Genomic DNA, 13,166 nt, shown 5'->3' with positions numbered 1-13,166 from the left:
CCCGTAGATAAGCAAACAAACAAGTAGACCAGTAGACTTCAGTAAATTTACGCAATTTTTGAGTCGGAAAAAAACATTAAAAATCCGTAAGTTAACGGATTCGCTGAACCCTACTTTGCGCTTATAATCCTGATTATAAAGGATTGAATACGCAATGAACTGAGGACACAATATCTATGATTTTTATTATTCCGATTGTGTTGGGAGCGGTTGCTCTTGGTAGTGCGGTTTTTGGCGTAGGAGCAGGTGTATCAGGCGTTTCTAATATGCAGGAAGCGGATAAAATTGGCAAGAATGTACAGAAACGACATGATGTAGCCAGAGAACGCGCAGAACAGGAATGGAAAAAAACTCAACAACTTGCAGAAGAATATGGTCAACTGCAAATTGACGTGAAAATCCGCACAATTGGTCGGTTTATTGCTTTTATTGAACGCATTGGTCAAAAAGGTTCCCTAAAAGATAAACGATTTTTAGAAGGTTTAGAAGGCTTTTCCATTGAAGATCTCAAGGCGTACAAAGCAGAGGCTTTAGAAGCTCATAAAATAGCGACGGGAGGATTTAAAGCAGTAGGAGCAGGAGCAGGAGCAGGAGTCGCAGCAGGTCAAGGAACGTTAACAATGGTGGGGCTTCTAGGTACTGCCAGTACCGGAACTGCTATTTCTGGACTCAGTGGTGCTGCGGCTACGAACGCAACCTTAGCTTGGTTGGGGGGTGGTTCTCTGGCTACGGGTGGAGGGGGAATGGCTCTCGGTGCTATTGTACTCAATGGAATTATCGCTGGCCCTGCTTTAGCAGTCACAGGATTTGTATTAGCAGGTGAAGGCAAGAAAAAACTCACAAAAGCACGGAAGTATGAGTCTGATGCTAACACTAAAATTACCGAAATTGAAGAAGCTCAGGACTTGCTGAAACAAATAAAAAACAGAGTGATTGAGTTGAAAAATTTGCTGGAAGACTTGAATATTCGTGCTGCTATCGATTTGAATGAATTAGAATATCAACCCTTTAACATTGACCGAGATGCTGCTAAGTTTCAACAAGTAAAATTATTAATGAAAGCCATGTCGGAAATTATGAAAAACCCAATTTTAGATAGTGTGGGAAATTTGAATCCAGCGACTAAAAATCTGCGTGAAAAATATCGTTATCTTTAAGGAGTATGAACATGGGTACTAAGGTAAATCATGTAGATGTTCTTAACAGTTTGACCGATCCGCTTGAATCTGTGCGTGAAATTGTTACAGCTTGCACAGACTATCTAAAAATTGCTGAGGAAGAACGCACCAAAAGACAGGAAATCAAAGCCTGGGAAAAAACAACTATCGCTCAAATTAACGCCCAACGGGACGTATTAATTGAATATTTAGAGCGTTCCTTTGATGAACGGGCTAAGAATTTTCGTCAACTGTTTAATGTAGTGGATAAAGCTATTGATAACGGTGATAACGAACAATTAGCTTTGGCTTTACATTCAATCACTGAATTGGCAAAGTCTAGCCCGTTTAAAGATTTAGCCAATTTAACCTCGGTGAAAGCCGCTTTGAACGATCCGAATCACGAATGGACGTTTTAAGGTAATAATCAGTAGTAGGATGGGTGTTACTCATCCTACAAACTTTTTGATGATATATTAGATAATAAATTTATTTTTTGGTCGATCAGGTTGCTATAATTTATAAATAGAATAATGCCGAATTTATATATAATTGCAGGTGCAAACGGTTCGGGAAAAACGACCACATCTTTGCAAATACTCCCGAATATTCTGGGAGTGCTTGAATATGTCAACGCCGATGAAATTGCTGCGGGTCTTTCTCCTTTTAATCCTGAATCTGTGGTAATTCAAGCCGGACGATTAATGTTATAAAGACTGGAAACCTTAGTTAACGCTGAAGTTGATTTTGCTTTTGAAACTACCCTAGCAACTCGCAGTTTTGTCCGTTTTTTGAGAAAATGTAAAAGTAAAGGGTACAGGATCAACTTAATTTACTTTTGGTTACAAAGTCCAGAATTGGCGATCGCACGGGTACGCAGACGGGTAGAAAGCGGGGGTCACAATATCCCAGAAGATACCATTCGCCGTCGCTATAAACGGGGACGAAAAAACCTCACTGATTTGTATTTGCCTTTATGCGATACTTGGATAGTCTACGATAATTCTGGAACTTTTCCTCAAGTCGTGGCTGCATTCGGAAACAATCAAGAGATAATCATTTATGAACCCGCAACCTGGAATCAAATCAACCTCTGAAAATAACCCGCACATTCCTTTATCTGAACTCCACCAACAAATTGACGCCGGGGTAAAACAAGCGATCGCGAACTCTATCGAAAGACACCGAAAACTGGGGGAATCAATTAGTATTTGGAAAGATGGAAAAGTCGTCACCCTAACCGCCGATCAAATTCCTCCCCTTTCATCAACTCATCACATCCAGAAGCAACCGAGGTAAAACCAATGGTACAACAAATACCAGAAACTCAAACTAATATCATCTATCCCGACAGCGACGGTCAACCAATGGCGGACAATACCCTACAATTTCGATGGATTGTAACAATAAAAGAAAATCTAGAAATCTTGTTTTCTCAGGATGAAAACGTCTTTGTAGCAGGTGATTTATTGTGGTATCCGGTTGAGGGAAAGCCGAAAATTTGTCAAGCACCCGACGTTTTGGTTGTCTTTGGAAGACCCAAGGGTGAGCGGGGTTCCTATAGACAATGGGACGAAAATAATATTGCTCCTCAAGTTGTTTTTGAAATCCTATCGCCGGGAAATCGCCCCCAGGAAATGATGAGGAAACTGCTTTTTTATCAACAATATGGTGTGGAAGAATATTACATTTACGATCCCCAAGACGTTGAATTTATGGGTTTTATGCGCGTCAACGAACATTTAGAAGAAATTGAGAATATCCAGAGTTGGGTGAGTCCTCGGTTACAAATTAGCTTTGAACTGACAGAAAATACCTTAGAAATTTATCGTCCCGACGGGCGAAAGTTTCTGACTTCTGTAGAACTTAATCAACGCGCAGAAGAAGAATATCAACGCGCCGAAGAAGCTATTGCTCAACTCGAAGAAGAACGAACCCTCAGACAACAAGAACAACAACGTTATCAAGCATTAATTGAACGGTTGCGAGAACAAGGAATTGATCCAGAACAATTTTTAAACGGTTAATTTTATCAAAAGCGATCGCTCAACTAATTTGTTATAATTATACAAATAGTCTCGGTTGAGTTTTTAGACACAATTATGAACACTATAAGACTCTTTAAAAATGGCTCCGCTCAAACGCTAGTATTGCCAGATGAGTTTCAATTTGATAGTGATGAAGTTTATATTAAAAAAATAGGTTCTGTTGTTATTCTCATTCCCAAAGATAACCCTTGGCAATCTTTATTTGATAGTCTAAACCTGTTTTCAGAGGATTTTATGGAAACTCGTCAACAGCCCGAACTAGAACAGCGAGAGGATCTATTTGCATAAGGTGTGTTACGCGATTGCCAACACACCCTACATTGTATAAACTCGCCGCTTTCTTTAACTAAATAAAACGAATCGGACTATTATCTAAATCCTCTCCAATTTCAAAATCCGTAACCCCTTCTAAAATAGCGATTAATTCATTCGCCCCAGACGTTCGTAAAAAGATCGCCGTTCCGACTGAAAACCCTTCAGGAGATTCATTAAACAAATAGTCACCCGAAGCACTCAACTGAATAATATCCTGAGTGGAATCAAAATCAAGAATCAACGCATAATCATCCACACCTGAAAAATCATCATCAGTTTGATTGTCATAATAAACCTGTGCTTCATCCCCCAAAACAAACGTATCAAACCCATCCCCACCATAAAGCGTATCAATCTCAATCAGTCCGGGAATATCAGACTCAACATCAACTCCAATTAACAGATCATTCCCCTTATCTCCACTCACATAATCATTACCCGTTCCGCCAATAACAGTATCATCCGCCCGACCCCCATACAACAAGTCAGACGCAGTACCGCCATCGAGAAAATCATCCTGTCTATCGCCTCGGAGAAAATCTTTACCGTCTCCCCCAAACAAACTATCTTGGTCTAGACCCCCGTAGAGAACATCCTCATCCGCCCCGCCATCAAGGAGATCACTTCCTGCATTTCCAATCAGAATGTCATCCCCCGCATCGCCCGTGAGAGTATCATTATCCTCACCGCCAAACAGAGTATCATTGCGTTCACCGCCATCAAGGGTATCATCGCCTTTATCACCGTAGAGAAGGTCATTCCCGGTACCACCCAAGAGAGTGTCAACATTCACCCCTCCATAAAACGTATCGTTTCCAGTTCCTCCCTCTAGGTAGTCATCGCCAATATTCCCCTGTAAAAAATCATTACCACTTTCCCCCAGTAACGTGTCATTATTGCGTCCGCCATAAATAATGTCATTTCCGTCGTTTCCATTCAGGGAGTCATCGGCTTGCAAACCCGAAATCGTGTCATCTCCACCCCGTCCTGTAATTAAATCTCGGTTATTGGTTCCGATTAAGAGATTATTTCCATCATCACCTTCTAACCCCGTCTCAGGCGGTAATGGAGTGGGTTCGGGTGTGGGTTCAGGAGTAGGTTCAGGTGTGGGAGTTGGGTCGGGTGTGGGAGTTGGGTCGGGTGTGGGTGTTGGGTCGGGTGTAGGCGTTGGGTCAGGTGTAGGCGTTGGGTCAGGTGTCGGTGTTGGGTCAGGTGTGGGAGTTGGGTCAGGTGTGGGAGTTGGGTCAGGTGTGGGGACTGGAATGGGTGGAAGTGTGGGTACGGGTGTCGGAGTTGGCCCGACAGGAGTTGGCGTGGGTTCTAGAATAGGAGGCGGAGTGGGTTCAAGCGGTGCGAATGCTTCTCCATTTTCATCCTGTCTTGACCTCCTCTGAATGTCAACTTCCCCTCTACTCGCATTCAACGTGACTGTATCGACATCGCTCAAGTCTAAAATTTTGTTTAAGTTATCTTGTTTACGAACCATTTAACATCCCTCACACAGAGTAGTGCTGTCCAAACTACTCTAAACTAAGATCCATAGAGTAACTTACCCAAACTTTAGCAATGCAAGCGAACTATTCCCTGTCGTACCCGCTGATTGCGACGAATACTCCCGCTACAATTGATCTGATTCTCAATTTCAACGCCCAAACTCAAGCAGAAACTTCTCCCCGTCGTCCATTAAACCTTAGTTTGGTAATTGATCGTTCCGGTTCGATGGCGGGTCAATCTTTGCGTTATGCGATCAAAGCCGCTCAACAATTGGTCGAATCTCTCACTGCTGATGATATCGTTTCTGTGGTCATTTATGACGATCAACCGGAAACAATATTAACTCCTCAAACTGTAGAAGATAAAGCCGCCATTTGTAAACAAATTGGTCGCATTCGCGCCGGAGGTTGTACCAACTTAAGCGGGGGTTGGTTAATGGGATGTGATTGTGTCAAATCTCGCCAAACGTCTGACCGACTTAACCGGGTATTATTGTTAACAGACGGACAGGCGAACATGGGCATTACTGACCCGAAAGTTATCACCAAAACCGCCCAAAATCAAGCCGAAACAGGAATTATTACCACAACTTTAGGGTTTGGAAGCTATTTTAATGAAGATCTGCTGATTAGTATGGCAGATGCAGCAGGCGGAAACTTTTATTTTATTCAATCTCCCGATGATGTCGCCCAAGTTTTTAGAATTGAATTAGAGAGTTTAACCGCAGTTGTTGCTCAAAATCTCACCGTTAAATTACAACCGGAAACCGGAGTTAAAATTACCGAAGTTCTCAACAATTATCGTTCAAATCGTCAAGGGGAAGAACTGGAGTTATTCTTGGGTGATGTGTATCAAGTCGAAGCCAAACAACTCGCCCTACAATTATCAATTCCAGCCCAAGCCAACCCCGGAGAAATAAAGCTCCTAAGCGTAACCTATGATTATCAAACCCTTGTAGAAGAAAGCATTCAATCTCAATCGGAACAATTCCCCATTTCTGTTACCATTGGTTCAGAAGAACAAGCCAGTGAATCCCAACTTAATTCTACCGTTTTTGAACAAACCAGTCAACTCAGAATTGCTCGTCTCAAAGATGAAGCCATCGCTTTAGCCGATCAAGGTCAGTATAAACAAGCCGCCGAAAAATTACGTTCAGCCGTTGAAGATATCAGGGGTAAACTCTTAGATGAAATCTTTGAAATTGCCGAAGAAATCGAACAATTAAACTATTACGCCCAACGGTTAGAAAATAAAACCCTTGATGCAGCGACTCGCAAAGAAATGCGCGATCAGTCTTACCAAACCCGAAACCGCAGTCGTAGCGACTTAAAATCACGGGGAACTACATCCGGAAATGCGTCAAATTTACCCGGAGTTGAAGAAGCCGGAGATGGGATTTTATTAAAATGTTTTCGTGAGGGGGGTAAATTGCGAGTGCGAGTAATTTCAGAAGGATATAATTCCGATTTTAATGTACAATTTCCCCGCAATATTCGTCAAGAAGGCGTGACTTATGTTGTTGATGAAATTACCCTTTCTCCCAAAGGGGATTTTTATCGGGTAAAAGGAGATATTCGACGTTTAGGAACAGCCACTCCGACCGAAATAAATCCAACTCAAACCCGTTCAAAATCTCTACAAGCCGCCAAAGCAATAGGTAGCTATGAAGATTTAGAAACCGTTGATGATGTGGGAAATGGGGTATTAGTTCAATGCGTTAAAGAAGGGCGTAAATTGAGGGCGCGAGTGGTTTCCGATGGGTATAATCCCGATTACAATATTCGTTTTCCTCGAGATATTCGCGCCGAAGGGGTGTTATATGTAGTCGATGAAGTGCGAGAATCTTCTGATGGAAAATCCTATGCAGCTTATGGAAAAATCCGCCGCTTATTGCAATAGTCGCGCTTTGCGTCGTGATCCGGTGATTTTCACGGGGCAACCCCGGAGAAACCTCAAGGGTGTAAGGGAATTCAGCTTCACTCAGGTGTGCGGTATAATATCCAATAATTTTTCAGATGCAACCGAAGATGTTGTGGAAATATACTTTGTGAAGTACCTATCACCAACGCTGTTCGCTTATGGTGTAGGCTTCCTGCTTCACTCGCCGTTGCCTTTTTGTACGGGTACAAATTGGTCTTACACAGCGTCCACAGGCAGACATCCGGCTTCCCCAGGCTAAGTTTCTACGCTTGGTTTTTGCGTTATTGTTGGAATACCAACAAGGCTATATTATCACAAATTTAGACTGTGCTTTCATGAGGGGCTGTGTGCGGAATCGAATTCCGCACTTTAAACGCCCCGTCCCAACCCCAACACGTTCGTTTTTGGAGTGGGACTTCCCGCACAGAGAGTTAAATTTTTAATTCTTATTTTTTTATTATTAAGGTGACGATTTTCTTGAAGTTGATCGAACATGATAGAGATAGCTCTCTCAAAGCACTGCTGAGAAATTTCCCAGGAGTTAGAGAGGTGTGAGCCATAGTCAACAGTTTACCGAACAACTTTAAATAGCCGTTGTTGACTGGAGAACAAGAACAAAACGGTAAAATTGTCTCAACTCGGTGACGCATTGAGAAACCCAAAAGTTACCAAGCGGAATCACAGAAACGAACAGAAGTTGTTAGGTGTGAGTTGGTCTCAATCGATTCAACTCCCTCGCCTACTACTATCCTCCAAAAATTTGATCGCGATTTCCCTCAGAGACGCTATTGCCTTCGGCTCCAATACAGATTTTCTATGTACTCTTGCCCCACTCACCTCCAAACCTTTATTCGGGCAGTACCCGTTTGTTATCAAACCACCACCTTAAGTGAAGTTTGGTCAATATTCTGCCAGGAAAAATGCGATCGCATCGTTGTGATCAGTCCTCAAGATCATCCTTTAGGAGTGGTTTACCTGTGTCGTTTAATCGGGTCTGTCTTTCCTCCCTCGGATTTGATCACACTCCCCACAGTTGACGAAAAGTTGGATGTCAATCCTCCACAATCTCTCAATGATCTAGATTCCAACCTGCTCGAACCGTTAATTGAGGTTTCCGCTCATTTAACCTGGGAGGAGTTTTGGCAATATCTCCATCAAACAGAAGATTCTCAAACCCACAGACCTGCAAACTCTTATCCCCAGTCTATCGCTTTAGTCAATCCAGACCATCAATTGATTGGATTGCTCGATAGCCTCAAACTTTTGCAATTTTTGGTCAGTCATCCTCACCTGCTTGACTCCACATCCACCCATACCCCAGACGACTCTCATCCAAACGCCGTTGAAACCATTGGAGACACATCTTCGGCTTCCTCAACGACACCCTCACTCTTACAACTAATCGAACAATTACCCATTCCCCTCATGATTCAACAGGAGAATGGCGAAACTCTGGCTCAAAATCAGGCGTGGCGTTCTCAAGTTGAGTTAGACCCCCAATATATCCGTAAAACTCCCGAACCTTCAACCTCTCAATCCGTTTCTACAAATCAGGCTGTTTCCTCATCCGAATGGATCTATTCCCACTCTCCAACTTACTCCTCTGATTCATCCATGTCTGCGGTTCCCTCAGTAGAAGAAACAACAACCGTCTCTGAGGATGGGAATTTTTTACCGGACTGGTCCCCAATGGACACCTCTAACAATACCTACGTTTGTGTCTGTTCTCTCCCCAATCGACGCGAACGAGTTTGGCAGTTTGTCCGTCAACCTTTAGAGCAAAATTGGGCTGTGACTCTCTCCTGTGAACCCTCTCAATTATGGATTGTAATCGCTCAAGAGATCACAGAACAACATCGCATCGCTCAAGAACTCGCCGCTAAAAATGCTGACTTAATACAACTCAACCGACTCAAAGACGAGTTTCTCGCCTGTATTAGCCATGAACTTAAAACCCCTCTCACCGCAGTTTTAGGATTATCAAGTCTGCTCAAAGATCAAGCTCTCGGTTCACTCAATGATCGTCAAGCCCGTTATGCTAAACTTATTCACCAAAGCGGACGTCATCTGATGATGGTGGTCAATGATATCTTAGACTTGACCCGCATGGAAACCGGACAGCTTGAACTCATTCCTGAACCTGTACAGATTCGAGCGATCTGTCAACGAGCTTTTGAAATCGCCGGACAACATCACTCCAACGCAGATAATAACTCCAAATCTTCATCTTCTACTCAGAAGAATGCTTCTGACTCTCCTTCACCCAACCCTCCCAAGCCTCAAGAACGATTTATTTTAGATATCGAACCCAGTTTAGAAACAATTGTGGCCGATGAGTTGCGTTTGCGACAAATGTTAGTTAATCTTCTTTCTAATGCTCTGAAATTTACACCTGATGACAGTCAGATTGGACTACAAGTGAGTTATTGGGAAAACTGGATTGGCTTTACAATTTGGGACAAGGGAATTGGGATTCCAGAAGATAAGCAACATTTGATTTTTCAGAAGTTTCAACAGCTTGAAAGTCCCCTGACTCGAAAATTTGAAGGGACTGGATTGGGATTGGTTCTCACTCAACGTTTAGCGCGTTTACATGGCGGCGATGTCAGCTTTATTTCTAAGCAAGATCAAGGCAGTCAGTTTACCCTGTTGTTACCTCCAAGTCCTCCTCAGCGCAAAGATTGGGGTCTTGATACACGAGACTGGCAACCTTCTCATCCCACGGGTAAGCCTCAAGGTTCTCCCGTTAACCCTCCTCGCCCAAGTCCCGAAATTCAGTCTCGATTAATCTTGATTGTAGAGGCTGCACCGCGTTATATTTTTAGTCTGAGTGAACAACTGACTAACCTCGGCTATCGGGTTGTGATTGCTCGTTCGGGAACTGAAGCACTCGAAAAAGCTCGTTGTCTACAACCTCGGGTGATTTTTCTGAATCCTTTGTTGCCTTTGTTGTCGGGTTGGGATGTTTTAACATTACTCAAAACAAATACTCATACTCATCAGATTCCGGTTGTGATTACTGCGACGTTGGGAGATAAAAAACGCGCTCAACTGAATAATTGTGATGGCTTTTTGAGTTTACCTGTACAAAAACAAGAGTTACAGGGAATTCTCACTGAACTTAAACAAGATTCCCTTTTGAATCAGACTCAACGACTGACGTTATTGTGGCTTAATCCCATTGAACAAGATGCTCAAACTTCTTTATCCTGGGAAAGTCAAAATTCATCCCTCAATGCAGAAACAGTCGAAAATTCTATTCATCATTCCGCTTTAATTCTCCATCATTTTTCTAGTTGTCGGATTTTGGAAGCAGATGATCTCAATCAAGCTGAACTGTTAGCGAGAATTTGGCATCCCGATGCAATCATTTTACAAAGTACCACCGGAGTCAAAGATCCATCCGCATTTCTACACCAACTGAGTCAGCATGAAATTCTGGTTAATCTTCCTCTGATTACTTTAGATCAACCGACCACAAAAATTGCTAATCAAATTGAACCGCTTTCTGTTTTTCCTTGCTTGGTGGCTGAATATTTGGAGAATAATAATAACTCCAGTACAGAACCCTCTCAAACTCTAGAATCGGCTTTATTACAAGTGGTTCAAGTTGCAGTAGGGATGAACTGGAAACCGAATATTCTCTTAGTTGATTTCTCCGTTTTACCTGATTTTCAACCCGAGAGTTCACCAATCGCTGTGACTTCTACAAACTCAGAGTCCTCATCTGGTGAATCTCAACCTTTAGTCAATCTCACCGAAGACAATTATGAACAAAAAGAATCCCCAAAAAGCAGATTTAAAACCAAAATTGATCAGGCTTTAGTTCAGTATCTACAAACCTCCGGGTTTCGCGGATTAATGGCTCAGTCTTGGCCAGAAGTTCTCCAACAAGTTCAATATAAAAGCATAGATTTGTTGTTGATTTGTACGCGAGATTTATCACCCGCTCTTTTGCAAGTTCTCTCAACTTTAGAACAAATCTCAACTGAATTTCCAATATTGATTTTAAATCAATCTAATATTCCACTTGAAGATCTTGATCTGACAAACGACTCATCCGAACACTCTGAACAAATATTTAGCGAGAATCTCTCCTCAACACTGAGCGATCATTTTCGGGAATTAATCAAAAAACTAGAGATTACCATTTTACCCGGTCAGATCTCAATGTCAGCACTCCTTGAACAAATCAAACAAGTTCTTCACGAAAATACAGACAAAGAGTCACTCTAATTCTATGCTAATATTCCATCTTGATCGGGGGGTTAACTTTGGCCAGTTGCCCCACTCTCACTCCGATCTCTGTAGCCCCAAAATTAGGATTCCAAAACGTTTAAAATCGTTTAAAATAGAGAAAATTAAACTTTATTGATTAAAAAGTCGAGTCAATCTCTTGAATGACTCCTGACCAAATTACCCGCCTATGAAAATTAACAAACCTCCCCAAAAATACCATCCATTAAAATTTAATAGCTTGTATCATCCTCTCCTTATAAACTGGGTTCTGGGAATAGTCATAACCCTGTTTTCCGCCTTACCCACTCAAGCCGCAGAACGAGTCTATCTGTCTTTTGCTTCAGCGAATCTTTCGGTCTCCGTAAACGCCTTAGAAACCTATGCGAAAGAAGGAAAAGTTAATGATCCTGAACTCGAAAGCTATCTTCTACTTCTGAGTTCAGAAGATCAAGAACAATTTCGGAATTTATTACAGGATTCCTATAAAATTGATCCGTTGATGATCTCTCAATTTCTGTACTCTCCAACGGGTCAAATATTTTTAGAAAAATTAGGGGATTTAATTCAAGCAAAACTCAACGAACAAGGTACCATTACCCTGAGAAATGGATCTGATGCCATTCGGATAGCCCTAATCAAAGCAGCACAAGATTCTGAGGGATTAACTCCCCTAAATATTCTGCGTTATTTTCCCAGCCAAGGCATTCAAGTTAATACCCAATTACTCTTTGAGTTGCGCGATCAAATCCAAACCTTATCCAGAGAAACAGATGCCGTTATCGAAGAAATTCTTAAAATCTCTAATGATGAAATCATCTCAGAACCTCTGACAGACTACTCCCAAAAACTTGATATTCGATCTCCCGGATCTCACAGCACTTTAAAGCGAACAATTATCCTCAATGATCGCCAACGCAACCGTAAAATTTTGGTCGATCTTTATCTTCCAACTCCTCTCAATCAAATCAATCAAGGACAACCCAATTCAATCCCCGTTATCGTTGTTTCTCACGGTTTAGCAGCGGACCGAACTGAGTATGCAGCTTTTGGTGAACATTTAGCTTCCTATGGGTTTGTCGCGGCGTTAATTCAACATCCTGGCAGTGATACCGAGCAAGTTCAAGCCTTACTTTCAGGACGGGCAAAAGATGTCTTTAAAGTCTCTGAATTTGTTGATCGACCGACAGATATTTCCTTTTTATTAGACGAACTTGAGCGTCGCAACCCCAATGAATTTAACGGTCAACTCAATCTCAATCAAGTGGGTGTTGCTGGCTACTCTTTTGGGGCTTATACAGCCTTAGCCATTGCCGGAGCAGAGATTGATTTTGAGAACTTACAAGCGGATTGTTCTGCTAAATTTGACTCGCCCAATTTGGCTCGATTATTTCAATGTCGGGCTTTAGAATTACCCCGCACAAAATATCAGTTCCGAGATGAACGAGTCAAAGCCGTGATGCCTATTAATCCTGTTAATAGTAGCATCTTTGGAGAACAAAGTTTAAGTCAAATTCAAGTCCCGCTTCTTTGGCAAACGAGCGGAAAAGATAAGGTTACACCCGTTGCTTGGGAACAAGTTCGCTCCTTTACGTGGTTGACAACCCCTCATAAATATCTTCTGCTCGCCGAAGAAGATCATCATATTAATCTTAATCTTAGTATGGTCAATCAGGCGGTTAGTTCTTCTCTCAAAGAAATTATTGATCCCGTTCCCGTTACGATTAATAATTATGTGAATGCAGTCGGATTGGCATTTTTTAAAGTTTATGTTGCCAATGATCAGTCCTATTCTCCTTATTTACAAGCCGCTTATGCTAAAGCTATTAGTGAAGATACTTATCCTCTGAGTTTGGTTCGTTCGGTCACACCTGAACAGTTTTACCAAGCCATTAGACAAGCTAGACAGCAGGGGCGAGTTCTGATTAAAAATAAAGAGGGGAATGATGTCTACTCAACTTTATGATCTGATTTTACGACAGGGTTGTTTACTGCG

At 42.1% G+C, this 13,166-nt stretch carries 11 protein-coding genes; 10 read left to right on the top strand and 1 reads right to left on the bottom strand.

All coding sequences use genetic code 11. The features are described from left to right. Positions 1 to 176: 176 nt before the first annotated feature. The 7 genes from L8106_RS28470 to L8106_RS28445 all read left to right on the top strand — a co-directional run bounded on the left by L8106_RS28470 (position 177) and on the right by L8106_RS28445 (position 3,493). On the top strand, positions 177 to 1,157 hold the full coding sequence (locus L8106_RS28470) for a hypothetical protein (RefSeq protein ID WP_009788044.1): 981 nt from the start codon (positions 177 to 179) through the stop codon (positions 1,155 to 1,157). Between the two features lie 11 nt (positions 1,158 to 1,168). Next, on the top strand, positions 1,169 to 1,576 hold the full coding sequence (locus L8106_RS28465) for a hypothetical protein (protein ID WP_009788043.1): 408 nt from the start codon (positions 1,169 to 1,171) through the stop codon (positions 1,574 to 1,576). A 114-nt stretch (positions 1,577 to 1,690) separates the two neighbouring features. After that, complete coding sequence (locus L8106_RS34105) at positions 1,691 to 1,870, top strand: hypothetical protein (RefSeq protein ID WP_009788042.1); 180 nt, start codon at positions 1,691 to 1,693, stop codon at positions 1,868 to 1,870. A 3-nt stretch (positions 1,871 to 1,873) separates the two neighbouring features. Next, positions 1,874 to 2,254, top strand: a complete 381-nt coding sequence (locus tag L8106_RS28460) for a zeta toxin family protein (protein WP_232228617.1) — start codon at positions 1,874 to 1,876, stop codon at positions 2,252 to 2,254. After that, positions 2,220 to 2,456 (top strand): hypothetical protein, encoded by a 237-nt coding sequence (locus L8106_RS28455; protein WP_009788041.1) that lies wholly within the window; start codon positions 2,220 to 2,222, stop codon positions 2,454 to 2,456. Before L8106_RS28460 ends, L8106_RS28455 begins: the two co-directional genes overlap by 35 nt. Before the next feature lie 5 nt (positions 2,457 to 2,461). Further along, positions 2,462 to 3,184: a Uma2 family endonuclease gene (locus tag L8106_RS28450; protein ID WP_009788040.1), complete on the top strand. Its 723-nt coding sequence runs from the start codon at positions 2,462 to 2,464 to the stop codon at positions 3,182 to 3,184. 75 nt (positions 3,185 to 3,259) lie between these two features. Then, entirely contained in the window at positions 3,260 to 3,493 is a 234-nt protein-coding gene (locus tag L8106_RS28445; protein ID WP_009788039.1) for an antitoxin, read from the top strand. A gap of 58 nt (positions 3,494 to 3,551) precedes the next feature. On the opposite strand, the gene L8106_RS34385 is transcribed toward L8106_RS28445, so the two are convergent. After that, the gene (locus L8106_RS34385) at positions 3,552 to 5,006 is read right to left on the bottom strand and encodes a calcium-binding protein (RefSeq protein WP_009788038.1); all 1,455 of its coding nucleotides are present in this window, start codon (positions 5,004 to 5,006) and stop codon (positions 3,552 to 3,554) included. An 80-nt stretch (positions 5,007 to 5,086) separates the two neighbouring features. Here L8106_RS34385 and L8106_RS28435 point away from each other — a divergent pair, with 80 nt between their 5' ends. From L8106_RS28435 to L8106_RS28425, 3 genes are all read left to right on the top strand, one after another. After that, positions 5,087 to 6,913, top strand: coding sequence for a VWA domain-containing protein (locus tag L8106_RS28435; protein WP_009788037.1), 1,827 nt, complete (start codon positions 5,087 to 5,089; stop codon positions 6,911 to 6,913). Positions 6,914 to 7,750: 837 nt separating this feature from the next. Next, positions 7,751 to 11,170 carry a hybrid sensor histidine kinase/response regulator gene (locus tag L8106_RS28430; protein ID WP_009788035.1) on the top strand — a complete coding sequence of 1,140 codons (3,420 nt, stop codon included), beginning with the start codon at positions 7,751 to 7,753 and terminating at the stop codon, positions 11,168 to 11,170. 190 nt (positions 11,171 to 11,360) lie between these two features. Next, positions 11,361 to 13,136 (top strand): alpha/beta hydrolase, encoded by a 1,776-nt coding sequence (locus L8106_RS28425; protein WP_009788034.1) that lies wholly within the window; start codon positions 11,361 to 11,363, stop codon positions 13,134 to 13,136. Positions 13,137 to 13,166 lie beyond the last annotated feature (30 nt).

Source organism: Lyngbya sp. PCC 8106 (assembly GCF_000169095.1).
GTDB lineage: Bacteria > Cyanobacteriota > Cyanobacteriia > Cyanobacteriales > Microcoleaceae > Capilliphycus.
This window is presented reverse-complemented; position numbering and strand designations above follow the sequence as displayed.

Bases quoted from the DNA above. Each gene is read 5' to 3' on its own strand.
- L8106_RS28435 (WP_009788037.1), top strand. From the start codon at position 5,087: ATGCAAGCGAACTATTCCCTGTCGTACCCGCTGATTGCGACGAATACT.
- L8106_RS28430 (WP_009788035.1), top strand. From the start codon at position 7,751: ATGTACTCTTGCCCCACTCACCTCCAAACCTTTATTCGGGCAGTACCC.
- L8106_RS28465 (WP_009788043.1), top strand. From the start codon at position 1,169: ATGGGTACTAAGGTAAATCATGTAGATGTTCTTAACAGTTTGACCGAT.
- L8106_RS28425 (WP_009788034.1), top strand. From the start codon at position 11,361: ATGAAAATTAACAAACCTCCCCAAAAATACCATCCATTAAAATTTAAT.
- L8106_RS34105 (WP_009788042.1), top strand. From the start codon at position 1,691: ATGCCGAATTTATATATAATTGCAGGTGCAAACGGTTCGGGAAAAACG.
- L8106_RS28455 (WP_009788041.1), top strand. From the start codon at position 2,220: ATGAACCCGCAACCTGGAATCAAATCAACCTCTGAAAATAACCCGCAC.
- L8106_RS28450 (WP_009788040.1), top strand. From the start codon at position 2,462: ATGGTACAACAAATACCAGAAACTCAAACTAATATCATCTATCCCGAC.
- L8106_RS28470 (WP_009788044.1), top strand. From the start codon at position 177: ATGATTTTTATTATTCCGATTGTGTTGGGAGCGGTTGCTCTTGGTAGT.
- L8106_RS34385 (WP_009788038.1), bottom strand. From the start codon at position 5,006: ATGGTTCGTAAACAAGATAACTTAAACAAAATTTTAGACTTGAGCGAT.
- L8106_RS28445 (WP_009788039.1), top strand. From the start codon at position 3,260: ATGAACACTATAAGACTCTTTAAAAATGGCTCCGCTCAAACGCTAGTA.